The organism is Pseudomonas sp. B8(2017), assembly GCF_002113575.1.
GTDB lineage: Bacteria > Pseudomonadota > Gammaproteobacteria > Pseudomonadales > Pseudomonadaceae > Aquipseudomonas > Aquipseudomonas putida_Z.
In genome coordinates, this window is record NZ_NEIO01000006.1 from 83,206 (window position 1) to 105,380 (window position 22,175).

General features: G+C 63.6%; 22 protein-coding genes. 12 read left to right on the forward strand and 10 right to left on the reverse strand.

Features of this window, described 5'->3' with window-relative positions; genetic code table 11:
• Nucleotides 1-15: 15 nt before the first annotated feature.
• Genes tauC through tauA form a run of 3 tightly spaced genes read right to left on the reverse strand, consistent with a single transcriptional unit; the run spans nt 16 to nt 2,640 of the window.
• A complete protein-coding gene (gene tauC, locus CAG22_RS11575) occupies nt 16-855 on the reverse strand; it encodes a taurine ABC transporter permease TauC (RefSeq protein WP_075044313.1) in 840 nt (279 codons plus the stop codon).
• Complete coding sequence (gene tauB / locus CAG22_RS11580; RefSeq protein ID WP_075044314.1) at nt 852-1,640, reverse strand: taurine ABC transporter ATP-binding subunit; 789 nt, start codon at nt 1,638-1,640, stop codon at nt 852-854. The genes tauC and tauB overlap by 4 nt, the downstream gene beginning before the upstream one ends.
• A gap of 28 nt (nt 1,641-1,668) precedes the next feature.
• Nucleotides 1,669-2,640 (reverse strand): taurine ABC transporter substrate-binding protein, encoded by a 972-nt coding sequence (gene tauA / locus CAG22_RS11585; RefSeq protein ID WP_075044315.1) that lies wholly within the window; start codon nt 2,638-2,640, stop codon nt 1,669-1,671.
• 621 nt (nt 2,641-3,261) lie between these two features.
• Here tauA and CAG22_RS11590 point away from each other — a divergent pair.
• The 8 genes from CAG22_RS11590 (at nt 3,262) to CAG22_RS11625 (ending at nt 10,418) form a co-directional block, all read left to right on the forward strand.
• The gene (locus CAG22_RS11590; RefSeq protein WP_085591825.1) at nt 3,262-4,596 is read left to right on the forward strand and encodes an OprD family porin; all 1,335 of its coding nucleotides are present in this window, start codon (nt 3,262-3,264) and stop codon (nt 4,594-4,596) included.
• A 165-nt stretch (nt 4,597-4,761) separates the two neighbouring features.
• On the forward strand, nt 4,762-5,400 hold the full coding sequence (locus CAG22_RS11595) for a peroxiredoxin (protein WP_013970445.1): 639 nt from the start codon (nt 4,762-4,764) through the stop codon (nt 5,398-5,400).
• Nucleotides 5,401-5,690: 290 nt separating this feature from the next.
• A complete protein-coding gene (gene ssuE, locus CAG22_RS11600; RefSeq protein WP_085591827.1) occupies nt 5,691-6,284 on the forward strand; it encodes an NADPH-dependent FMN reductase in 594 nt (197 codons plus the stop codon).
• A gap of 84 nt (nt 6,285-6,368) precedes the next feature.
• Entirely contained in the window at nt 6,369-7,334 is a 966-nt protein-coding gene (locus CAG22_RS11605) for a sulfonate ABC transporter substrate-binding protein (RefSeq protein WP_085705504.1), read from the forward strand.
• Between the two features lie 58 nt (nt 7,335-7,392).
• Nucleotides 7,393-8,541: an FMNH2-dependent alkanesulfonate monooxygenase gene (gene ssuD / locus CAG22_RS11610; protein ID WP_025337326.1), complete on the forward strand. Its 1,149-nt coding sequence runs from the start codon at nt 7,393-7,395 to the stop codon at nt 8,539-8,541.
• A gap of 10 nt (nt 8,542-8,551) precedes the next feature.
• Nucleotides 8,552-9,349 (forward strand): aliphatic sulfonate ABC transporter permease SsuC, encoded by a 798-nt coding sequence (ssuC, locus tag CAG22_RS11615; protein WP_039614250.1) that lies wholly within the window; start codon nt 8,552-8,554, stop codon nt 9,347-9,349.
• Nucleotides 9,346-10,158: an aliphatic sulfonates ABC transporter ATP-binding protein gene (ssuB, locus tag CAG22_RS11620; protein WP_013970450.1), complete on the forward strand. Its 813-nt coding sequence runs from the start codon at nt 9,346-9,348 to the stop codon at nt 10,156-10,158. The genes ssuC and ssuB overlap by 4 nt, the downstream gene beginning before the upstream one ends.
• Nucleotides 10,159-10,202: 44 nt before the next feature.
• Nucleotides 10,203-10,418 (forward strand): molybdopterin-binding protein, encoded by a 216-nt coding sequence (locus CAG22_RS11625; RefSeq protein WP_003255829.1) that lies wholly within the window; start codon nt 10,203-10,205, stop codon nt 10,416-10,418.
• Between the two features lie 139 nt (nt 10,419-10,557).
• On the opposite strand, the gene CAG22_RS11630 is transcribed toward CAG22_RS11625, so the two are convergent.
• The 4 genes from CAG22_RS11630 to CAG22_RS11645 form a co-directional block, all read right to left on the reverse strand.
• A complete protein-coding gene (locus CAG22_RS11630) occupies nt 10,558-11,190 on the reverse strand; it encodes a TetR/AcrR family transcriptional regulator (protein WP_025337328.1) in 633 nt (210 codons plus the stop codon).
• A complete protein-coding gene (gene gshA / locus CAG22_RS11635; protein ID WP_075044319.1) occupies nt 11,190-12,767 on the reverse strand; it encodes a glutamate--cysteine ligase in 1,578 nt (525 codons plus the stop codon). The genes CAG22_RS11630 and gshA overlap by 1 nt, the downstream gene beginning before the upstream one ends.
• A gap of 286 nt (nt 12,768-13,053) precedes the next feature.
• The gene (locus CAG22_RS11640) at nt 13,054-13,437 is read right to left on the reverse strand and encodes a PaaI family thioesterase (protein ID WP_003257433.1); all 384 of its coding nucleotides are present in this window, start codon (nt 13,435-13,437) and stop codon (nt 13,054-13,056) included.
• Nucleotides 13,437-15,761: a Tex family protein gene (locus CAG22_RS11645; RefSeq protein WP_025337330.1), complete on the reverse strand. Its 2,325-nt coding sequence runs from the start codon at nt 15,759-15,761 to the stop codon at nt 13,437-13,439. Before CAG22_RS11645 ends, CAG22_RS11640 begins: the two co-directional genes overlap by 1 nt.
• Nucleotides 15,762-15,978: 217 nt before the next feature.
• On the opposite strand from CAG22_RS11645, the gene ompR reads away from it, so the two are divergent.
• Both ompR and CAG22_RS11655 read left to right on the forward strand, forming a co-directional pair.
• Nucleotides 15,979-16,719, forward strand: a complete 741-nt coding sequence (gene ompR / locus CAG22_RS11650) for a two-component system response regulator OmpR (protein WP_012270052.1) — start codon at nt 15,979-15,981, stop codon at nt 16,717-16,719.
• A gap of 13 nt (nt 16,720-16,732) precedes the next feature.
• Complete coding sequence (locus CAG22_RS11655; protein ID WP_085691962.1) at nt 16,733-18,046, forward strand: ATP-binding protein; 1,314 nt, start codon at nt 16,733-16,735, stop codon at nt 18,044-18,046.
• A gap of 124 nt (nt 18,047-18,170) precedes the next feature.
• Here the strand turns inward: CAG22_RS11655 and rimK are convergent, their stop codons facing one another.
• Both rimK and CAG22_RS11665 read right to left on the reverse strand, forming a co-directional pair.
• Nucleotides 18,171-19,076 carry a 30S ribosomal protein S6--L-glutamate ligase gene (rimK, locus tag CAG22_RS11660; protein ID WP_015268602.1) on the reverse strand — a complete coding sequence of 302 codons (906 nt, stop codon included), beginning with the start codon at nt 19,074-19,076 and terminating at the stop codon, nt 18,171-18,173.
• Nucleotides 19,073-19,555, reverse strand: coding sequence for an ATP-dependent zinc protease (locus tag CAG22_RS11665; RefSeq protein WP_085705505.1), 483 nt, complete (start codon nt 19,553-19,555; stop codon nt 19,073-19,075). Before CAG22_RS11665 ends, rimK begins: the two co-directional genes overlap by 4 nt.
• A 109-nt stretch (nt 19,556-19,664) precedes the next feature.
• Here CAG22_RS11665 and CAG22_RS11670 point away from each other — a divergent pair, with 109 nt between their 5' ends.
• A complete protein-coding gene (locus tag CAG22_RS11670) occupies nt 19,665-20,066 on the forward strand; it encodes an RNA-binding S4 domain-containing protein (protein ID WP_013970457.1) in 402 nt (133 codons plus the stop codon).
• Nucleotides 20,067-20,193: 127 nt separating this feature from the next.
• Here the strand turns inward: CAG22_RS11670 and CAG22_RS11675 are convergent, their stop codons facing one another.
• On the reverse strand, nt 20,194-20,988 hold the full coding sequence (locus CAG22_RS11675; RefSeq protein ID WP_085705506.1) for a phosphatase PAP2 family protein: 795 nt from the start codon (nt 20,986-20,988) through the stop codon (nt 20,194-20,196).
• Nucleotides 20,989-21,108: 120 nt separating this feature from the next.
• On the opposite strand from CAG22_RS11675, the gene hslO reads away from it, so the two are divergent.
• On the forward strand, nt 21,109-22,008 hold the full coding sequence (gene hslO / locus CAG22_RS11680) for an Hsp33 family molecular chaperone HslO (protein WP_085705507.1): 900 nt from the start codon (nt 21,109-21,111) through the stop codon (nt 22,006-22,008).
• Nucleotides 22,009-22,175: the final 167 nt, after the last annotated feature.

Consider the following 22,175-nt stretch of genomic DNA (forward strand, 5'->3'; position numbering starts at 1 on the left):
CGTGGTCAACAGGATTCAGTGGCTCTGCCCGTGCCAAGGCACCAGTTTGCGTTGCAGGGCACGCAGACTCATTTCCAGGGCGAAGGCGATCAGCGCGATCAGCAGGATCCCCAGCACCACCACATCGGTAACCAGGAACTGCGCCGCCGACTGCACCATGAAGCCCAGGCCGCTGGTGGCGGCGATCAGCTCGGCGGCCACCAGGGTCGACCAGCCAACCCCCAGGCCAATGCGGATGCCGGTGAGGATGTCGGGCAGGGCGCTGGGCAGGATCACGTGGCGGATCAGCTGGGCCTTGGTCGCGCCCAGCGACTGCGCGGCACGCAGCTTGGCCGGGTCGACCGTGCGCACGCCGGTGGCGGTGGCAATGGCGATGGGGGCGAAGATTGCCAGGTAGATCAGCAGCACCTTGGACAGCTCGCCGATGCCGCACCAGATGACGATCAGCGGCAGGTAGGCCAGCGGCGGGATCGGCCGGTAGAACTCGATCAGCGGGTCGAGAATGCCGCGGGCCACGCGGTTGTAGCCGATGGCGATACCCACCGGGATGGCGGTGAGGGTGGCGGCAAGCAGGGCCACGCCGATGCGCCCCAGGCTGGCACCCAGGTGCTGCCACAGGCTGGCATCCATGTAGCCTTGAGTCAGCAGGGTCCCGGCCTTGGCCAGGATGTCGGCGGGCGAGGGCAGGAACAGCGGCTCGATCCAGCCGGCCGCGGTCACCAGCCACCAGGCCAACAGCAGGCTGGCCAGGGTCAGGGTGCTGATCCAGCGGGTGGGCAGGGGGCGGCGCAGCTTGGTGGCTGGCCGGGGTTGGGTGTTGCGTTTGCCGGCGACCGGCAGGTCCAGGCTGCTCATGCGCGCTCCTGCAGGCTTTGACGTTGGGAGAACACCCGCGCCAGTACGTGCTCGCGGGTCTCGATGAAGGCCGGGTCGGACTTGATCGCCCGCGCCGGTTCACCGGCTGCGTAGCGTTGGCCGAAGTCCAGTTGCAGGCGCTCCACCACGCGCCCCGGGTTGGGCGCCAGCAGCACCAGCTCGCTGGCGAGGAACACTGCTTCTTCGATGTCGTGGGTAATCAGGAACACCGGCTTGGCGGTGCGTTGCCATACCTGCAGCAACAACTCCTGCATCTGTTCGCGGGTGAAGGCATCCAGTGCGCCGAACGGCTCGTCCATCAGCAACACCCGTGGGTCGGCTGCCAACGCCCGGGCCAGGCCCACGCGCTGCTTCTGGCCACCGGACAATTGCCAGATACGCCGCTCGCCAAAGCCGTCGAGGTCGACCAGGGCCAGCATCTCGCGGGCCTTGGCTTCACGCTCGGCGCGGGGCACGCCGGCCAATTCCAGGCCGAAGGCGACGTTGCCCAGCACGTTCTGCCAAGGCAGCAGCGCATCGTCCTGGAACACTACACCGCGCTCGGCGCCGGGGCCCTGGACGGGCACGCCGTCCAGGGTGATGCGCCCGCCGCTGGGGGCGACGAAGCCGGCGATCAGGTTGAGCAGCGAGGTCTTGCCGCTGCCGGAAGGCCCCAGGGCCACCAGCAGTTGGCGTGGCCCCAGACTCAGGTTGATGTCGGCCAGTACCGGGGTTTCGGCACCGGGGTACTGTGCGCTGATGCGCTCCAGTTCGAGCAAGGCCATGGCAGGCTCCGGTCGGTTTTCTACAGGCTTAGTTGGGGAGGTACTGGGCGCTGACGTACGGCGAGTAGTCCGGCAGCACCGCGTCGACCTTGCCTTGCTGCTTGAGGAAGGTGGCCGTGTCGGTCAGCGCCTGGGTGGTCGGCGCGCCCAGTGCGTTGGCCTGGTCGGCGGCCAGCGGGTAGACGTTGCCCTGCAGCAGCACCGGGATGTCAGCAGGCTTGGCGCCAGACAGTTTGGCCAGCTTGCTCACGTTGTCGGGGTTGGCCAGCCAGGCTTGCGGGTTCTTGCGGTAGTCGGCGTAGGCGTCGAGGGTGACCTTGGCAAAGGCCTTGACCACATCGGGGTGCTTGGCGGCGAAGTCCTTGCGCACGATCCATGCGTCGAAGGTCGGTGCGCCTTTCTCGGCCAGCTCGCCGGAGGTGATCAGCACCTTGCCGTTTTCCTTGGCCACGCCCAGGGCCGGGTCCCAGACGTAGGTGGCGTCGATGTCGCCGCGCTTCCAGGCGGCAATGATCGCCGGCGGCGCCAGGTTGAGGATCTGCACCTTGGACGGGTCGATGTTCCAGCTCTTCAGCGCAGCCAGCAGGCTGTAGTGGCCGGTGGAGACGAACGGCACGGCGACTTTCTTGCCGACCAGGTCTTGCGGCGTCTTGATGCTGTCGCGGGCGACCAGTGCTTCACCGGCGCCAATCTGCGTGGCGATCAGGAAGGTCTCGACCGGCAGCTTGCGGGTGGCTGCGGCGGCCAGTGGGCTGGAGCCCAGGTAGCCGATTTGCACATCGCCGCTGGCTACGGCGGTGATCACGTCGGCACCGTTGTCGAATTTGCGCCAGTCGATGCTGGCCTTGCTGGCTTTTTCGTAGTTGCCATCGACCTGCGCCACCTTGGCCGGGTCGACGGTGGTCTGGTAGGCCACGGTCAGGTCGGCAGCCTGGGCCAACCAGCTGGCGCTGGCGAGGGTCAGGGCGGCGAACAGGCGCAGCGGAGCATGCGGGATCATGGTGAACCTCTCGTCAGGCAATCGATGTGATGGATGGCGAGAAGGCTAAATGATCTAAGAAAGGTAAAATAAATAACTTTTTTGCATTAGCTTAGGAGCCAATTGCTTTAACCACGCTGTCTTACGCGATCCTCTGTGGGAGCGGGCGTGCCCGCGAAGCAAGCGACGCCGTGGATGGCACCGGCGTAGCCGGTGTTCGCGGGCATGCCCGCTCCCACATCGAGCGCACGAAGGCCGCAACATAGGTAATCCTGGGCAATGGCGAAATCACAGACGGCTGCTAGGCTTTTTCGTCCCGATAGAACGATACGGAATTAGGTTATGAGCAAACGTTTGCAAATAACCAGTGGTTATGAAAAGCGAGCTGCTACTAACGAAACGCAGTAACAGTTCCTAACATATTCCTTAAAAATCTTACCAATTCATAAAACGGTCATTTTGGATTTATAGGATTGTCATTATCCTGTAGCGCAGGTGGCGTCTTAGACCAAAGTCGCGAAACGTTTAGAAACGATTGACTAAACGGTCACGCTTTGGGACTAAATCGCCAATCCACGGTGAGCGGGGCAGCAGATCCCACCGCCAGAGATACACAAGAATTAGAACGTAGAGGAGCAAAACATGTACAAGTCCAGCCTGGCCCTGGCCGTGGCACTGGGGGTTCTCGCCCAACAAGCAGGCGCTGCCGGTTTCGTTGAAGACAGCAAACTGTCGCTCAGCTCGCGCACCATGTACTTCAACGACGACAACCGCGAAAGCGGTATCGACCAGAAAGAAAGCGGTCAGGGCTTCAAGCTCGACTACCTGTCTGGCTTCACCGAAGGCACCGTAGGTTTTGGTGTCGACGTTCAGGCACTGTGGGGCATTCACCTGGATGGTGGCCGTGGTAGCCGCCCAGATGCCAACAACACCTTCTTCCCAAGCGACTCCGATGGTTCGGCAGTCCACAACTGGGCACGCATTGGTGGTAACGCCAAGGCTCGCTTCTCCAAGACCGAGGTCCACTACGGTAGCGCCCTGGCGCCTATGCTGCCGATCCTGGTCTCCAACGATGGCCGTCTGCTGCCGCAGACCTTCGAGGGCGGCACCCTGCAGTCGAAGGAAATCGACAACCTGACCTTCAACGCAGGTCAACTGACCCACGCCATGGGTCGTGCTTCGAGCAACCGTACCGGTCTTTCCGTTTCTGGCGCCTTCCGCGACAGCAACAAGTTCCAGTTCGCCGGTGGTGACTACAAGCTCACTCCAGACCTGACCCTGCAGTACTACTACTCGAACCTGGAAGACTTCTACAAGCAGCACTTCCTGGGTGCTACCCACGTCTTCAAGATCGCCGACAACCAGTCGTTCAAGACCGACCTGCGCTACTTCGATAGCCGCAGCGACGGCAAGAATGGCGAGACCGGTTACGCCTTCGACAACAACGGTGGCTACGCGAAGAACGCGGGCGAGGTCGACAACAAGACCTGGAGCGCCATGTTCACCTACACCCTGGGTGGCCACGCGCTGATGCTCGGTCACCAGCAAGTGGGTGACGATGGTGGTTTCGTCTGGCTGAACCAAGGTAGCGTCCGCAAGGACGGCGCCACTTCCTCGCTGGAAGGCAATGGCGGCGCGAGCTTCTACCTGTTCACCGACAGCATGATCAACCAGTTCGCTCGTGCCGGTGAGAACACCACCTTCGGTCAGTACTCCTATGACTTCGCGTCCCTGGGCGTTCCAGGCCTGAAGGCTTCGGTGGCCTACCTGCGTGGTGACGACATCCGCAACAAGTCGGGCGACGGCAGCTACAACGAATGGGAACGTGACGCACGCGTCGACTACACCATTCAGCAAGGCTCCCTCAAAGGCCTGGGCTTCAGCCTGCGTCAGGGTGTTTACCGTGGTAGCGGCGAAAGCATCGGTGACAAAGACCAGACTCGCTTCATCGTGAACTACACTTACAACTTCCTGTAAGTCGTAGCTGAACAAGAAGCCTCGCCTAGTGCGAGGCTTTTTTGTGTCTGCAATTTCGTATGCATTATGGTTATAAACAAATCAGTATTTATTCTTTTTGTTTTTAATCGAATGCAGGCACATTGAACCCACACGGTACAGAACCCAGCACAGGAGCCGCAGCCCATGAGCCTAAAACTCGGCGATATCGCCCCCGATTTCGAACAGGATTCCAGCGAAGGCAAGATCCGCTTCCACGAGTGGCTGGGCAACAGCTGGGGGGTGTTGTTCTCTCACCCGGCCGACTTCACTCCGGTGTGCACCACCGAGCTGGGCCTTACCGCCAAGCTGAAGGACGATTTCGCCAAACGCGGGGTCAAGGCCATCGCCCTGTCGGTGGACCCGGTCGATTCGCACCACCGCTGGATCGATGACATCAACGAAACCCAGAACACCGTGGTCAACTTCCCGATCATTGCCGACGCCGACCGCAAGGTGTCCGACCTGTACGACCTGATCCACCCGAACGCCAGCGACACCCTGACCGTGCGCTCGCTGTTCGTCATCGACCCGAACAAGAAGGTGCGCCTGACCATCACCTACCCGGCCAGTACCGGGCGCAACTTCAACGAAATCTTGCGGGTGATCGACTCGCTGCAGCTGACCGACAACCACAAGGTCGCCACACCAGGTAACTGGCAGGACGGTGACGACGTGGTAATCGTGCCCTCGCTGAAGGACGAGGAAGAGATCAAGCAGCGCTTCCCCAAAGGTTACCGGGCGGTCAAACCCTATCTGCGGCTGACCCCGCAGCCCAATCGTTAAAGGATTCCTCGTTGCATTGCTCTTAGCCAAAGCAGGGATATTCGGGCCGTTTCGACGGCCCTTTTTTATGCCTGCTGAAACTGCGTTGGCTTCTTCGCGGGTAAACCCGCTCCCACAGGGATAGCGCAAGTCTCAGGCCTTGTGCGGTCCCTGTGGGAGCGGGTTTACCCGCGAAAGGGCCAAAACAGCAGATAGATAAAAAATGGAATAAACAAATGAAAAAATATGATTTCTAGATATATGCGGCGACTGTTAATGTCACCTCCAACAGAACACAAGGAAGCGCTGCAATGCTGGTCGTCTCAATCGGTGGTAGCCCCAGTACCCGTTCACGCTCCGGCGTGCTGCTGGAGCGTTCTCGCCAGTGGCTGCAGGACCGTGGCGTCGAGGTGGTGACGTTCCAGGTTCGTGACTTTCCCGCCGAAGACCTGCTGCACGCCCGATTCGACAGCCCGCAGGTGCAGCACTTCCAGCAGCTGGTGGCCCAGGCCGATGGCCTGATCGTCGCCACGCCGGTGTACAAGGCCTCGTTCGCCGGTGCCCTGAAAACCTTGCTCGACCTGCTGCCCGAACGCGCCCTGGTACACAAGATCGTGTTGCCGATCGCCACCGGCGGCAGCATCGCCCACATGCTGGCGGTGGATTACGCACTGAAACCCGTGCTGTCGGCACTCAAGGCGCAAGAGACCCTGCAAGGGATCTTCGCCGACGACAGCCAGGTCGCCTACGCAGAAGGCTCCAGGCCCGCGCAGCTGGTAGCGGCGCTGGAAGAGCGCCTGCAGGACGCGCTGGAAACCTTCCACGTTGCACTGGCCCGTCGGCCGCGCCCCGTGGCCCCCGGCGTATTGAACGAACGCCTGATCAGCGCTCGCTGGAGCATCTGACCGGCCCAACCCGCTTTACCACCTTACTCGCCCGACAACGAGGCAAGCAGGTGCAACCCGAACCCACTCGCACAGGAGAGCGCCATGCGCACAGTCTTCTTGCGTCGCGGTCTGGTCGCCCTGTTTGCGGCGGCTGTGTCCTTCGGCGCCATCACCCAAGCCCAGGCCGAGAGCCTGCGTATCGGTTACCAGAAATACGGCACCCTGGTGCTGCTCAAGGCCAAGGGCACGCTGGAAAAGCGCCTGGCCGAGCAGGGCGTGCAGGTGCAATGGACCGAGTTCCCCGGCGGCCCGCAGCTGCTTGAGGGGCTGAACGTCGGCTCCATCGACTTTGGCGTCACCGGTGAAACCCCGCCGGTGTTCGCCCAGGCCGCCGGTGCCGACCTGCTGTACGTCGCCTACGAGCCGCCAGCGCCGCACAGCGAGGCGATCCTGGTGCCGAAGGGCTCGCCGATCCAGTCGGTCAAAGACCTCAAGGGCAAGAAAGTCGCCCTCAACAAAGGCTCCAACGTTCACTACCTGCTGGTTCGCGCCCTGGAAGACGCAGGCCTGAAATACAGCGACATCCAGCCGGTGTACCTGCCCCCGGCCGACGCCCGCGCCGCCTTCGAGCGCGGCAGCGTGGACGCCTGGGTGATCTGGGACCCGTACCAGGCTGCCGCCGAGAAACAGCTGCAGGCTCATACCCTGCGTGACGGCAAGGGCCTGGTCGACAACCATCAGTTCTACCTGGCCACCCGCAACTACGCGACCCAGCACCTAGCGGTGATCAACACCCTGATCGAAGAAGTGCGTGCCGTGGGTGAATGGTCCCAGGCCAACCCGCAGGAAGTGACCGACCAGGTCGCGCCGCTGCTCGGCCTGCCTGCCGACATCACCCTGACCTCGGTCAAGCGCCAAGGGTACGGTGCCGCGCCGCTCACCCCGGAAGTGGTGGCCGCGCAACAGAAGATCGCCGACACGTTCCAGGCACTGAAGCTGATTCCCAAGCCGCTGAGCATCAAGGACGTGATCTGGACACCCCCGGCCAAGGTCGCCAGTGCGCCTTGATTGATTTGCCTGCGCCGGGGCGCCGCCCTGGCTGAGCCCCCTTGAGGAGACAACTCCAATGAGCCTTAACATCTTCTGGTTCCTTCCTACCCACGGTGACGGCAAGTACCTGGGCACCTCCGATGGCGCGCGCGCCGTCGACCATGGCTACCTGCAGCAGATCGCCCAGGCGGCCGACCGGCTCGGCTTTGGTGGCGTGCTGATCCCTACCGGGCGCTCCTGCGAGGACTCCTGGCTGGTCGCGGCATCGTTGATCCCGGTGACCCAGCGCCTGAAGTTCCTGGTCGCCCTGCGCCCCGGGATCATTTCGCCGACCGTGGCGGCACGCCAGGCAGCAACCCTTGATCGCCTGTCCAACGGCCGCGCGCTGTTCAACCTGGTGACCGGTGGCGACCCGGACGAGTTGGCCGGTGACGGCCTGCACCTGAACCATCAGGAACGTTATGAAGCTTCTGTAGAGTTCACCCGTATCTGGCGCAAGGTGCTGGAAGGCGAGGTGGTCGACTACGACGGCAAGCACATCCAGGTGAAGGGCGCCAAGCTGCTCTACCCGCCGATCCAGCAACCACGCCCGCCACTGTATTTCGGCGGTTCCTCCGAAGCCGCACAGGACCTGGCCGCCGAGCAGGTCGAGCTGTACCTGACCTGGGGCGAGCCGCCGAGTGCGGTCGCTGAAAAAATTGCCCAGGTGCGTGAGAAAGCCGCCGCCCAGGGCCGCGAAGTGCGCTTCGGCATCCGCCTGCACGTGATCGTGCGGGAAACCAACGAAGAAGCCTGGGCCGCTGCCGACAAGCTGATCTCGCACTTGGACGACGACACCATCGCTCGCGCCCAGGCCTCGCTGGCGCGCTTCGACTCGGTCGGCCAGCAACGCATGGCCGCCCTGCACAACGGCAACCGTGACAAGCTGGAGGTCAGCCCCAACCTGTGGGCCGGTGTCGGCCTGGTGCGTGGCGGTGCCGGTACCGCGCTGGTAGGGGATGGCCCGACCGTGGCGGCGCGGGTCAAGGAATATGCCGAGCTGGGCATCGATACCTTCATCTTCTCCGGCTACCCACACCTGGAAGAGTCGTACCGGGTGGCCGAGCTGCTGTTCCCGCACCTGGATGTGCAACGCCCGGAGCAAGCCAAGACCGGTGGTTATGTGAGCCCGTTTGGCGAAATGGTGGCCAACGACATCCTGCCCAAGTCCGTTGCGCAGAGCTGAGGGCCAGGCCATGAGTCGTGCAACTTCCAACAACCTTGGCCAGCGCCTGGCGCCATGGGCGCTGCCGGTACTGCTGCTGGCTGCCTGGCAGCTGGCGGTCAGCGCCGGCTGGCTGTCGACGCGCATCCTGCCCGCGCCCAGCGCCGTGGTCAGCGCCGGCGTCGAGCTGGTGCGCAGCGGCGAGATCTGGACCCACCTGGCCATCAGTGGCTGGCGTGCCGGGCTGGGCTTCGTCATCGGTGGCAGCATCGGCCTGGTGCTGGGCTTCATCACCGGCCTGTCGAACTGGGGCGAACGCCTGCTCGACAGCTCGGTGCAGATGATCCGCAACGTGCCGCACCTGGCGCTGATCCCGCTGGTGATCCTGTGGTTCGGTATCGACGAGTCGGCAAAGATCTTCCTGGTCGCGCTGGGCACGCTGTTCCCGATCTACCTGAACACCTATCACGGCATCCGCAACGTCGACCCGGCGCTGGTGGAGATGGCGCGCAGCTATGGCTTGTCCGGCTTCAGCCTGTTCCGCCAGGTGATCCTGCCCGGGGCATTGCCTTCGATCCTGGTGGGCGTGCGCTTTGCCCTGGGCTTCATGTGGCTGACCCTGATCGTTGCCGAAACCATTTCGGCCAATGCCGGCATCGGTTACCTGGCGATGAACGCCCGTGAATTCCTGCAGACCGACGTGGTAGTGCTGGCCATCGTCCTGTATGCCGTGCTCGGCAAGCTTGCCGACCTCGCCGCCCGCGGCCTGGAGCGTGTGTGGCTGCGCTGGCACCCGGCCTATCAAGTGGCGAAGAAGGAGGGCGCATGACCGTACTCAAGGAACAGCCGCCACGCCTGCTGCGTGGCATCCCGCTGGCTTCCAGCGGCCTGCGCAAGACCTTTGGCCAGCGCGAGGTACTGAAGGGTATCGAGCTGCATATTCCTGCCGGCCAGTTCGTCGCCATCGTCGGCCGTAGTGGCTGCGGCAAGAGCACCTTGCTGCGCCTGCTGGCCGGTCTCGATCAGCCCACTGCAGGCCAGTTGCTGGCCGGTGCCGCGCCGTTGGAGCAGGCCCGCGAAGAAACCCGCCTGATGTTCCAGGACGCGCGCCTGCTGCCATGGAAGAAGGTGATCGACAACGTTGGCCTGGGCCTGTCTGGCGACTGGCGCCCGCGTGCGCTGGAAGCGTTGGAGTCGGTTGGCCTGGCCGACCGCGCCAATGAATGGCCGGCGGCACTCTCGGGTGGCCAGAAGCAGCGTGTGGCCCTGGCCCGGGCGCTGATTCACCAGCCGCGCCTGCTGCTGCTGGACGAACCGCTCGGTGCGCTGGATGCATTGACCCGTATCGAGATGCAGCAACTGATCGAACGCCTGTGGCGTCAGCACGGCTTCACCGTGTTGCTGGTCACCCACGATGTCAGCGAGGCAGTCGCCGTAGCTGACCGGGTGATCCTGATCGAGGACGGCGAGGTCGGGCTCGACCTCACTGTCGACCTGGCACGGCCTCGGGCGCGTGGTTCGCACCGCCTGGCTGCGCTGGAAAGCGAAGTGCTCAACCGTGTTCTGTCGGCCCCGGGCGCTGCGCCCGAGCCGGATCCTGTAGCCCCTTTGCCCACGCAACTGCGTTGGGCGCACTGACTGACTCACTTACCAGACTGAAGCCATAGAGAAGGAATCAAATCATGACCATCAAAGCCATCAACGTTCGCAACCAGTTCAAAGGCACCGTGAAGGAAATCCTGGAAGGCCCGGTACTGTCGGAAATCGACGTGCAGACCGCCTCGGGCATCGTCACTTCGGTCATCACCACCCGCTCCGTGCGTGAGCTGGAGCTGCAGGTGGGCAGTGAAGTGATTGCCTTCGTGAAGTCGACTGAAGTATCCATCGCCAAGCTGTGATGGGTGTGGGCCATGGGGCTGCTTTGCAGCCCTTCGCGGGCACGCCCGCTCCCACAGGTACTGCGCAGGTTTCAGGTTTTGCGCGGGCCCTGTGGGAGCGGGCGTGCCCGCGAAGGGCCGCACAGCGGCCCCAATGATCTCAGCTGGAACGCTTGGCCAGAAAAGGCGGCAGATACAACCCCAGATACGCCTCGAACACTCGCTTGCCTTCCTCGGCCATGCGCGGGGTGATCGCCTCATGCAGCTGCACCGACCGCGCATACACCCGGTCGCTCAATTCCATGGCCAGGGCAAACACATCCACATCCGCCGGCATCACTGGCAGATGAAAGTGCTGGTCGAACAACTTGTGCATCAAGTCGCCCAGTTCCATGTCGTGCTGCCGGTCGGCCTGCACCACTTCGCTCAGGCCATGCTGGGCCAGGATCAGTTGCCGCGCCGCGGCGTCCTCGTTGTAGATATCCAGCATGCGCTGCTCGATCAGCCGTGACAGTTCGTGCCAGGTGTTGAACGCACTGCTGTCGATCGGCGCGCTCAGCGCTTCACGGAAGGCCCGGTGTACATCGGCCGTCAACGCCTCCAGCAGCGCCGGCACGCTGGCGAAGAAGTGGTACACCGAAGACGGTGGAATCTGCGCACGCTCGGCCACGCTGTAGATCGACAGGCTCGCCACCCCCAGCTCGGCCAGCAACTCGCGTGCAGCCGCCAGGATCGCCTCGATCCTGGCCTGGCTGCTGGCGCGCGGCTTGCGCGGGGTGGCAGTGCGGGTCATCAGTTGCTGATCGCCAGGATGCTGGCCTGGTAGGCGCCGACGAACAGGTCGAAGTCGCCGACTTCCTGCTGTTCCAGGCGCGACTGCTCGGCCAGCGAGTCGCGGGCGAGGGTTTCGAAGGCCTGCTGGCGCTCGACCGGCAGTGGCTGTTCGCGGAAGGTTTCGGCGTGGATGCGGCTCTGGCGCAGGGAGAACTTGACGAAGCTCTCGTCATGCTCGGTCATGCGTGCCAGCACCTGGGCCGACGGGGTCAGCGAGGCGTCGTCGACCTTGGCCTGCTGGGCATCTAGGGCCTTGCCGTGTTCTGCACCGCCTTGCGCCTGGTCGAGCAGATCGGCCAGTGGCCGAATACGCTCGATCAGCTCGCTGGCCCACGCCTTCAGGCCGATCGGCTGGCCATTGCGATGCAGTTCCAGGCCCGGGCGCCGGCCTTCCTTGACCACGGTCAGGAAGTTGTTGGTGCACTGGCCGCATTCGCCGTTGTCCAGTTGCGGGCTGTCTTCCAGCGCGCAGAACAGCAGGAACGCGTCGAGGAAGCGCGCCTCGGTCAGGTCGATGCCCACCGGCAGGAACGGGTTGATGTCCAGGCAACGCACTTCCACGTACTGCACGCCGCGCGAGGTCAGGGCCTGGATCGGCCGCTCGCCGGTGTAGGTGACGCGCTTGGGGCGAATGTTCGAGTAGTACTCGTTTTCGATCTGCAGGATATTGGTGTTCAGCTGTACCCACTCGCCATCCACGTGCGTGCCGACTTCGACGTAAGGCGGGTAGGGCGTGCCCACCGCCTTGCGCAGGCTGTCGGTGTAGCTGGCCAGGTTGTTGTAGCACGGCGTGAGGCCGGCCTGGGCGTTGCTCTGGTAGCCCAGGTCGCTCATGCGCAGGCTGGTGGCGTAGGGCAGGTACAGGGTTTCGGCGTCCAGCTCTTCGAGCTGGTGCGGGCGGCCACGCAGGAAGCCTTTGTCCAGGGCCGGCGAGGCGCCGAACAGGTACATCAGCAGCCAGCTGTAGCGGCGGAAATTGCGGATCAGCGCGATATAGGCCGACGACTGGTAGTCGCGGTCGCTCTCGCTGCCGCCTTCTGCGGCGCGCAGCAACGGCCACAGCGCTTCGGGCAGCGAGAAATTGTAATGGATACCGGCGATGCACTGCATGGTGCGGCCGTAGCGCAGGGCCAGGCCCTTGCGGTAGACGTGTTTGAGCTTGCCGATGTTCGAGCTGCCGTACTCGGCGATCGGGATGTCCTCCTCGGCCGGCAGCGTGCAGGGCATCGACGGGCTCCACAGGTATTCGTCGCCCAGCTTGCTGTAGACGAAACGGTGGGTCTCTTCGAGGCTTTCCAGCACCTTGGCCGGGTCGGGCAGGGCTGGGGTGATGAACTCCAGCAGCGACTCGGAATAATCGGTGGTGATCTGCTCGTTGGTCAGCGCCGATCCCAGTGCTTGCGGATGCGGGGTCTGGGCCAGGCGACCTTCGTCGGTCACGCGCAGGCATTCGCGCTCAATACCGTGCAGGCACTGCTTGAGCAGGGGGAGATTGGCGCCGAGCAGGCTCAGGCGGCGGTTGAGGAGGTCGCTCAAGATGTATTCCTTCACGCGTCAGTCGCCCCAATATGGGGGTAGAAAAGACGGTCTACAAGGGTAGTGGGAAAAGGAACTGGCGTTGTCGCCTGGTTTACGCGGTTCCGGCATTGCGCAGCGCCGACTTCGGGGGCCGCTTCGCAGCCCATCGCCGGCAAGCCGGGCTCCACAGGTAAACCACGATATTCAGGCTTGTGGATTACCTGTGGGAGCCCGGCTTGCCGGCGATGGGGCGCGAAGCGGCCCCCGGCTGTTGCCGAAAATACCGCAGATACCGCTTGGTGAGCTAGAGAACCGCGAAGGTTCCTTGCGCTTTCGCCACCAGCTTGTCGCCCTGAACTACGTCGGCGTCGACCACCAGGGTGCGCCGCCCGGCGTGCAGCACACGGGCGGTGCACAGCACCTCGCCGTCACTGACGGCGCGCATGTAGTTGATCTTGCACTCGATGGTGACGCTTTGCTGGTCGAAGCCATGGCTGGCCGAGCAGGCCAGGCCCATGGCGATGTCCACCAGGCTGAAGATCGCCCCGCCGTGCAGCTTCTGGCCACGGTTGCGCAAGTGTGGCTCGAGCGCCAGGGCTACCTCGGCAACACCTGTTTCCAGGCGTTGCAGGCGGCAGCCGAGGAGCTGGCTGAAGGCGCTTTCGACGTATTCGCGTGGAACGTCCATCACTTCTTCTTCAGCTGCTTGGCGTTGGCGAACAGGGCGGCCATGGCGTTGTTGGCCGGTGCCGCAGTGGCGGTTTCGCGCTGGCGCGGCGCCTGCTGCTGGCGGTTGCCGCCATTGCCACGGTTACCACCGCGGTTGCCGTCTACCTTCTCGCCCGGGGTGTCGCTCATGCGCATGGACAGGCCGACGCGTTTGCGCGGGATGTCCACTTCCATGACCTTGACCTTGACCACGTCGCCGGCCTTGACCGCTTCACGTGGGTCCTTGATGAACTTCTCCGACAGCGCCGAGATGTGCACCAGGCCGTCCTGGTGCACGCCGATGTCGACGAAGGCACCGAAGTTGGTGACGTTGGTCACCACGCCTTCGAGGATCATGCCCGGTTCCAGGTCCTTGAGGTCCTCGACGCCGTCCTGGAAGGTGGCGGTCTTGAACTCGGGGCGTGGGTCGCGGCCAGGCTTGTCCAGTTCCTGCAGGATGTCGGTGACGGTCGGCAGACCGAAGGTTTCATCGGTGAATTTCTTCGGGTCCAGGCGCTTGAGGAAGCTGCTATCACCGATCAGCGAGCGGATGTCGCGGTCGGTGTCGGCGGCAATGCGCTGCACCAGCGGGTAGGCCTCGGGGTGAACCGCGGAGGCGTCCAGCGGGTTGTCGCCGTTCATCACGCGCAGGAAGCCGGCGGCCTGTTCGAAGGTTTTCTCACCCAGGCGGCTGACCTTTTTCAGCGCAGCACGAGTGGCGAACGGGCCGTTGGCATCGCGATGGGCGACGATGTTCTGCGCCAGGGTGGCGTTGAGGCCGGAGATGCGCGTCAGCAGCGCCACCGAGGCGGTGTTGACGTCCACGCCCACGGCGTTCACGCAGTCCTCGACCACGGCGTCCAGGCCGCGCGCCAGTTTCAGCTGGGACACATCGTGCTGATATTGGCCGACACCGATGGATTTCGGGTCGATCTTCACCAGTTCGGCCAGCGGGTCCTGCAGGCGGCGGGCAATCGACACGGCGCCACGGATCGACACGTCCAGGTCCGGGAATTCGCGGGCGGCCAGTTCCGATGCGGAATACACCGAAGCGCCAGCCTCGGAGACCATGATCTTGGTGATCTTCAGCGCCGGGTACTTCTTGACCAGCTCCGCCACCAGCTTGTCGCTTTCGCGGCTGGCGGTGCCGTTGCCGATGGCGATCAGCTCCACCGAGTGCTTGGCGCACAGTGCAGCCATGATCGAAATGGTGCGGTCCCAGTCGTTCTTCGGCGCGTGCGGGTAGACCGTGGTGTGGTCCAGCAGCTTGCCGGTGGCATCGACCACGGCGATCTTGCAGCCGGTGCGCAGGCCCGGGTCGAAGCCCAGGGTGGCACGCGGGCCGGCCGGGGCGGCCAGCAGCAGGTCGTGCAGGTTGTGGGCGAACACATTGATCGCCTCGCCTTCGGCGTTGTCGCGCAGCTCGCCGAACAGGTCGGTTTCCAGGTGGGTGTAGAGCTTGACCTTCCAGGTCCAGCGCACCACTTCGCCCAGCCACTTGTCGGCCGGGCGGTTGCGGTTCTCGATGCCGACGTGGTTGCCGATCATCAGTTCGCACGGGTGCAGAGTGCCGGGCAGTTCTTCGCCGACTTTCAGCGAGGCGCTCAGCACGCCTTCGTTACGCCCGCGGAAAATTGCCAGGGCGCGGTGCGACGGAGCGTTGCGCAGCAGTTCGTCATGGGCGAAGTAGTCGCGGAACTTGGCGCCTTCTTCTTCCTTGCCAGGCACGACGCGGGCGCTGAGCACCGACTCCTGCTTGAGGAAGCTGCGCAGCTTGTCGAGCAGGGCGGCGTCTTCGGCGAAGCGCTCCATGAGGATGTACTTGGCGCCTTCCAGCGCGGCCTTGACGTCGGCCACGCCCTTGTCGGCGTTGACGAAGCGTGCGGCTTCGCTTTCCGGGGCCAGGTCTGGGTTGTTGAACAGGCCGTCGGCCAGCTCGCCGAGGCCGGCTTCCAGGGCGATCTGGCCCTTGGTGCGGCGCTTTTGCTTGTACGGCAGGTACAGGTCTTCGAGGCGGGTCTTGGTATCGGCCAGCTTGATCTCGCGGGCCAGTTCCGGGGTCAGCTTGCCCTGCTCCTCGATGCTGGCCAGGATGCTGGCGCGGCGCTCGTCGAGTTCGCGCAGGTAGCGCAGGCGCTCTTCCAGATGGCGCAGCTGGGTGTCGTCCAGGCTACCGGTCACTTCCTTGCGGTAGCGGGCGATGAAGGGCACGGTCGAGCCTTCGTCCAACAGGCCCACGGCCGCCTCGACCTGCTGGGGGCGTACGCCCAGTTCCTCGGCGATACGGCTGTTGATGCTGTCCATGTAAACCACCTGACATTTGTGAATACGGGGGTCGCCTGTGGGCCTTTCGCCCGGCGGCGCTGGATGAAAGCCGCGCATTATACCCATCGCAAACGGCTTGCGGTGATGGCGCCCGGCCAGCCGAAACTGGCGCCGGGGGAAAAATCTGCTAACAATGCTCACGCAACGTGCAGCAATGGCTACGCCATAATGCGCGGCGATATCAGAGGAGTTATTCATGACCGGCACGCCAAACACCGCTGAAGGTGACAAGATTCTCATCGTCGACGACGACCCGGGGCTGAGCAGCCTGCTGGAACGTTTCTTCACCAGCAAGGGCTACCGTGCCCGTGCGGTGCCCAACACCGAGCAGATGGACCGCCTGCTGCAGCGTGAGGTGTTCAACCTGGTGGTGCTCGACCTGATGCTGCCCGGCGAGGATGGCCTGTCGGCGTGCAAGCGCCTGCGCCAGCAGAACAACCAGATCCCGATCATCATGCTCACCGCCAAGGGCGACGAGCTCAGCCGTATCAAGGGCCTGGAGCTGGGCGCCGACGATTACCTGGGCAAGCCGTTCAACCCGGACGAGCTGATGGCCCGGGTCAAGGCCGTGCTGCGCCGCCAGGCGCCGAGCGTGCCGGGTGCGCCTGGTAGCGAAGACGAGTCGGTCACCTTCGGCGACTACGAGCTGTCGCTGGCCACCCGCGAACTCAAGCGTGGCGACGAAGTGCACATGCTCACCACCGGCGAGTTCGCCGTGCTCAAGGCGCTGGTGATGCACGCACGCGAGCCTCTGACCCGCGACAAGCTGATGAACCTGGCGCGTGGCCGCGAATGGGATGCGCTGGAACGCTCCATCGATGTGCAGATTTCGCGTCTGCGCCGCATGATCGAGCCGGACCCGTCCAAGCCGCGTTATATCCAGACCGTGTGGGGCGTGGGCTACGTGTTCGTGCCGGACGGAAACGCCGGTAAATGATGCCGCGCCGTCGATGAAAACACCGCTCTGGTTTCCGCAAAGTTTCTTCGCTCGCACCCTGTGGCTGGTGTTGATCGTCGTCCTGTTCTCCAAGGCCTTGACCCTGGTCTACCTGTTGATGAACGAGGATGTGCTGGTCGACCGTCAGTACAGCCACGGTGTTGCGCTGACCCTGCGCGCCTATTGGGCGGCCGACGAAGAAAACCGCGACAAGATCGCCGAAGCGGCAGGCCTTATCCGGGTCACCGGCTCGGGCGTGCCCGAGGGTGAGCAGCACTGGCCCTACAGCGAAATCTACCAACGGCAGATGCAGGCCGAGTTGGGCGAAGACACCGAGGTACGGCTGCGCATTCATGCGCCGCCGGCGTTGTGGGTCAATGCGCCAAGCCTGGGCCCGGGCTGGTTGAAGGTTCCGCTGTACCCGCACCCGCTGCGTGGGCAGAAGATCTGGAACGTGCTGGGTTGGTTCCTGGCCATCGGTCTGTTGTCCACAGCTTCGGCCTGGATCTTCGTGCGCCAGCTGAACCAGCCGCTCAAGCGCCTGGTGTTCGCCGCCCGGCAGCTGGGCCAGGGGCGCAGCGTGCGCCTGCCGATCAGCGACACGCCCAGCGAGATGACCGAGGTGTACAAGGCCTTCAACCAGATGGCCGAGGATGTCGAGCAAGCCGGGCGCGAGCGCGAGCTGATGCTGGCCGGGGTTTCCCACGACCTGCGCACACCGCTGACGCGCCTGCGCCTGTCGTTGTCGTTGCTGGACAGCGACAGCGAACTGAGTGACGACATGGTCCGCGATATCGAGGACATGGACGCGATCCTCGACCAGTTCCTGGCCTTTATCCGCGATGGCCGTGACGAGCCGGTTGAGGAGGTCGACCTGGCCGACCTGGTGCGCGAAGTGGTGGCGCCGTACAACCAGCCGGAAGAACGGGTGCGGCTGTGCCTGGAGCCGATCCCACCGTTCCCGCTGCGCCGGGTTTCGCTCAAGCGCATGCTGGGCAACCTGATCGGCAATGCCCTGCACCACGCCGGCAAGGGGGTAGAGGTGGCCGCCTATGTGTCGGGCGACGAGAGTGCGCCGTATGTGGTGCTGAGCGTGCTGGACCGCGGGGCGGGGATCGACGAGTCGGAGCTGGAGACCATCTTCAACCCGTTCATTCGTGGTGACCGGGCCCGGGGTGGCAAGGGCACCGGGCTGGGGCTGGCGATCGTCAAGCGGATTGCGGCGCAGCATGGTGGGAATGTGGAACTGCGCAACCGCTCTGGTGGCGGGATCGAGGCGCGGGTACGGTTGCCTTTGGGGCTGTTGCTGCCGCGTAATGCTGTATGAATCTGGTTGGCTGCATCGGCCCTATCGCCGGCAAGCCAGCTCCCACAGGTAATCCACAAGCCTGAAGGTCGTGGTAATCCTGTGGGAGCTGGCTTGCCGGCGATAGGGCCGGTACAGGCTTGAATCAGCCCTTACCCTTGGTCCGAGTCTGATTAGGCCCACCATTCTTCTCGAGATGCTCGATAATCATGCCGGCCACGTTCTTGCCGGTGGTCACTTCAATCCCCTCCAGCCCCGGCGACGAGTTCACCTCCATCACCAGCGGCCCATGGTTGGAGCGCAGGATATCCACACCCGCCACACTCAAGCCCATCACCTTGGCCGCGCGAATGGCGGTCATGCGTTCTTCCGGGGTGATCTTGATCAGGCTGGCCACCCCACCGCGGTGCAGGTTGGAGCGGAATTCCCCCGGCTTGGCCTGGCGCTTCATCGACGCGATGACCTTGTCGCCGACCACGAAGCAGCGGATATCCGCGCCACCCGCTTCCTTGATGTATTCCTGCACCATGATGTTCTGCTTCAACCCCATGAACGCCTCGATCACCGATTCGGCGGCCTTGGTGGTTTCGCACAGCACCACGCCGATGCCCTGTGTACCTTCCAGCACCTTGATCACCAGCGGGGCGCCGTTGACCATCTGGATCAGGTCGGGGATGTCGTCCGGCGAGTGGGCGAAGCCGGTAATCGGCAGGCCGATGCCGCGCCGCGACAGCAGTTGCAGCGAGCGCAGCTTGTCGCGGGAGCGGGCTATCGCTACCGACTCGTTGAGCGGATACACGCCCATCATCTCGAACTGGCGCAGCACCGCGCAGCCATAGAAGGTCACCGAGGCACCGATGCGCGGGATCACCGCGTCGAAGCCTTCCAGCGGCTTGCCGCGGTAGTGGATCTGCGGCTTGTGGCTGGCAATGTTCATGTAGGCCCGCAGGGTATCGATCACCACCATTTCGTGGCCCCGCTGGGTACCGGCTTCGACCAGGCGGCGGGTGGAATACAGACGCGGATTGCGCGACAGCACAGCGATCTTCATGCAGCACCTGTGGCAGGAGAAAGGGTGGCCGGGAAGGCCGGTTTGTCTTGTACGTATTTGAGGCCAGGGTTGACCACCAGCTGGCCATGGATCAGGGCCTTGGAACCCAGCAACAGGCGATAACGCATGTTCTTGCGGCAGGCCAGGGTGAACTCCACCTCCCACACACCATCGCCCAGGGCCAGTGACGTGCGGATGACATAGCGGGTCTGGGCCTGGCCGTTGGAGCTCTTGATGGTTTTCATGGTCACCAGCGGTGCCTCGCAGCGGCGGTGGCGCAACTGCACCACCGAGCCCAGGTGTGCGGTGAAGCGGACCCAGGGCCGGCCGTCGCGCTCGAACGGTTCCACCTCGGTGGCGTGCAGGCTGGAGGTGCTGGCGCCAGTGTCGATCTTGGCGCGCAGCCCGGCCACGCCAAGGTCGGGCAGGGCGACCCACTCGCGCAGGCCGATCACAGTCAAATGGTCAAATGTCTTCACGGAACGCACCCTGCGGATGAGGTGGTGAACTGTAAGCACGGCGGGGATTTTTTGCATCCGATCGTTACGGTAGTACAGTTCGATGAAACACAGCGTTCGAGGTAACGGGATGGCACAAAAAGCCGAAGACGACGACAAGGTCCGCCTGGACAAATGGCTGTGGGCGGCACGCTTCTACAAGACCCGCGCGCTGGCCAAGGCGGCGATCGAGAGCGGCAAGGTGCATTGCCGGGGTGAGCGCTGCAAGCCGGGCAAGGAGCCGCGGGTGGGTGACGAGTTCGTGCTGCGCACCGGGTTCGACGAGCGCACCGTGGTGGTGAAGGCTCTGTCGGTGGTGCGGCGTGGGGCGCCAGAGGCGCAGACGTTGTACGAGGAGACCGAGGACAGCGTGCGCCGGCGTGAGCAGGCGGCGGAACTGCGCAAGGCTGGGGCGATGGGCGTGACCACCGATGGGCGGCCGACCAAGAAGCAGCGGCGGCAGATTCACCAGTTGCATGGGAGCTTCGAATAGCCGGGGCCGCTTTGCGGCCCATCGCCGGCAAGCCAGCTCCCACGGGTACTGCGCAAGCCCTGAAACTTGTGCAATCCCTGTAGGAGCGGCCTTGTGTCGCGATGGGCTACGCAGTAGCCCCAAGGATCTAGCGGGTTACCGCCAAGCGCCCGACCAACGGTAACTTGGCTGCGATCGCGAACAACGGCGCCGTCCAGCGCATCAGCACCGCACTCCCCTTGGCCGCCAGCGGTGTGTAGCAGCTCCAGCCCAACGCCAGCACCGCCATCAGCAGCCCGCCGATGTAGTCATCCTGCCCCCAGTGGGCACCGGCCACCAGGCGCGGCAACATGAACAACACCGCCAGCCCCCAGACAACCATGTACTGCACCAGGCGGCGGCTGAACACGCTCATGAACAGCGCCCAGACCAGCAGCACCGAGGCATGATCCCCCGGGAAACTCTTGCTGGAACGGTCCTTGAGCTCCCAGGCCGCCTCCAGGTTCGGATAGTAGTCGCTGAGGTGCACCACATCGTCGAACATCATCGAAGGGCTCTTGTGCTGCCAGCCGGCTGCATCCACCCACTTGGAAAACAGCGCGCGAATCACCACTAAGAGGATTAGCGTGACCAGGAAGCCGAAAAAGGCCTGGCGCACCTGGGATGCCTTGAACACCCAGTCGCCACGAATAAGCACTGCCAGAAGGATCAGGCCGACGACGATGTCGAATGGGCGCAGGCTACCGACGGTCCAGATGTAGCGCCAGGTGGTGTTGTGGGCCAGCGGCGCATTCAGGCTGTGGAACAGCCACTCGTCGAAAGTCAGGCACAAGATCTGGCCAATGGGCCATAACCAGAAACACAGTAGAGCGACAGGAAGCAGCGTACAGGCTGCCAATGGCCCCCAGGACCACCTTGCTTGGAACAGTGGTCGATTGTCCATAAAATACCTCTATTGCAAACAGGAATCGGAGCGCCTTGTGAGCGCTCTGTCACGGGGTTCTCGGATGTTTCCGACAACCCTTGTAACCATTTTGTCATCATTTTCAGATAGCCAAAACCTATGAGCGACTTGCCTGATACCGATTTCACCCAACGTTTCATCTTCGACGAGCGCGATGTGCGCGGCGAGTGGGTGTCTCTCGATGACAGCTACGCCGCGGTGCTGGCGCGTCATGAGTACCCGCAGCCGGTGCAGGCACTGCTGGGCGAGCTGATGGCCGCCACCGCCTTGCTGGTGGGGGCGCTGAAGTTCGACGGCCTGCTGATTCTGCAGGCGCGTTCCGCAGGGCCGATCCCGCTGTTGATGGTCGAATGTTCCGGTGACCGGGACATCCGTGGCATGGCCCGCTACGAAGCGGACCAGATCCCGGCGGATGCGACCCTGTCGCAGCTGATGCCCGACGGCCACCTGACCCTGACCATCGATCCGGTCAAGGGCCAGCGCTACCAGGGCACCGTCGACCTCGACGGCGCCGACCTGTCGGAATGCTTCACCAACTACTTTGTGCAGTCACAGCAACTCAACACCCGCTTCTGGCTCAACGCCGTGGGTGGCAAGGCCCGTGGCTTGCTGCTGCAACAGTTGCCGCGCGATCGCCAGCCGGACGACGAAGAGCGCGAGGACAGCTGGCAGCATGTGGTAGCCCTGGCCAAGACGCTCAAGCCCGAAGAGTGGTCGGAAGACAACGAAACTCTGTTGCACCGCCTCTACCATGAAGACGCAGTACGCCTGTTCGATATTCAGCCGCTGCGTTTCAAATGCAGCTGCTCGCGCGAACGTTCCGGCAATGCGCTGGTCAGTTTGGGCGAGCACGATGCCAAGGCGCTGGTGGAAGAATGCGGCGGGCAGGTTGAGATCGATTGCCAGTTCTGCAACGAGCGCTATTTCTTCGACGCCAGCGATGTGGCGCAACTGTTTGCCGGTGGCGGCACTGACGTAGCCTCAGAAACTCGTCACTGAAACGTTTAACTACAGGACAATCTCCTGTCGAATTGCGCAAAAGCGCAGTTCTGACAGGAGGGGCCTACTTTTTTTGGGCGTTTCTGGCATAATCCGGCCACTTTTTTCGCTGTAGTAGTTTTTTCAAGACAACTACAAAACGTTTGGAGCACTCGGCCTCGGGCCGG

Excerpts from the sequence above, each read along its gene's own strand:
- ssuE (WP_085591827.1), top strand. The coding sequence starts at position 5,691 with ATGCTGGTCGTCTCAATCGGTGGTAGCCCCAGTACCCGTTCACGCTCC.
- CAG22_RS11595 (WP_013970445.1), top strand. The coding sequence starts at position 4,762 with ATGAGCCTAAAACTCGGCGATATCGCCCCCGATTTCGAACAGGATTCC.
- ssuC (WP_039614250.1), top strand. The coding sequence starts at position 8,552 with ATGAGTCGTGCAACTTCCAACAACCTTGGCCAGCGCCTGGCGCCATGG.
- CAG22_RS11590 (WP_085591825.1), top strand. The coding sequence starts at position 3,262 with ATGTACAAGTCCAGCCTGGCCCTGGCCGTGGCACTGGGGGTTCTCGCC.
- tauA (WP_075044315.1), bottom strand. The coding sequence starts at position 2,640 with ATGATCCCGCATGCTCCGCTGCGCCTGTTCGCCGCCCTGACCCTCGCC.
- ssuD (WP_025337326.1), top strand. The coding sequence starts at position 7,393 with ATGAGCCTTAACATCTTCTGGTTCCTTCCTACCCACGGTGACGGCAAG.
- CAG22_RS11625 (WP_003255829.1), top strand. The coding sequence starts at position 10,203 with ATGACCATCAAAGCCATCAACGTTCGCAACCAGTTCAAAGGCACCGTG.
- rimK (WP_015268602.1), bottom strand. The coding sequence starts at position 19,076 with ATGAAGATCGCTGTGCTGTCGCGCAATCCGCGTCTGTATTCCACCCGC.
- tauC (WP_075044313.1), bottom strand. The coding sequence starts at position 855 with ATGAGCAGCCTGGACCTGCCGGTCGCCGGCAAACGCAACACCCAACCC.
- hslO (WP_085705507.1), top strand. The coding sequence starts at position 21,109 with ATGAGCGACTTGCCTGATACCGATTTCACCCAACGTTTCATCTTCGAC.
- CAG22_RS11605 (WP_085705504.1), top strand. The coding sequence starts at position 6,369 with ATGCGCACAGTCTTCTTGCGTCGCGGTCTGGTCGCCCTGTTTGCGGCG.
- CAG22_RS11670 (WP_013970457.1), top strand. The coding sequence starts at position 19,665 with ATGGCACAAAAAGCCGAAGACGACGACAAGGTCCGCCTGGACAAATGG.
- ompR (WP_012270052.1), top strand. The coding sequence starts at position 15,979 with ATGACCGGCACGCCAAACACCGCTGAAGGTGACAAGATTCTCATCGTC.
- tauB (WP_075044314.1), bottom strand. The coding sequence starts at position 1,640 with ATGGCCTTGCTCGAACTGGAGCGCATCAGCGCACAGTACCCCGGTGCC.
- ssuB (WP_013970450.1), top strand. The coding sequence starts at position 9,346 with ATGACCGTACTCAAGGAACAGCCGCCACGCCTGCTGCGTGGCATCCCG.
- CAG22_RS11675 (WP_085705506.1), bottom strand. The coding sequence starts at position 20,988 with ATGGACAATCGACCACTGTTCCAAGCAAGGTGGTCCTGGGGGCCATTG.
- CAG22_RS11640 (WP_003257433.1), bottom strand. The coding sequence starts at position 13,437 with ATGGACGTTCCACGCGAATACGTCGAAAGCGCCTTCAGCCAGCTCCTC.
- CAG22_RS11630 (WP_025337328.1), bottom strand. The coding sequence starts at position 11,190 with ATGACCCGCACTGCCACCCCGCGCAAGCCGCGCGCCAGCAGCCAGGCC.
- CAG22_RS11645 (WP_025337330.1), bottom strand. The coding sequence starts at position 15,761 with ATGGACAGCATCAACAGCCGTATCGCCGAGGAACTGGGCGTACGCCCC.
- CAG22_RS11655 (WP_085691962.1), top strand. The coding sequence starts at position 16,733 with ATGAAAACACCGCTCTGGTTTCCGCAAAGTTTCTTCGCTCGCACCCTG.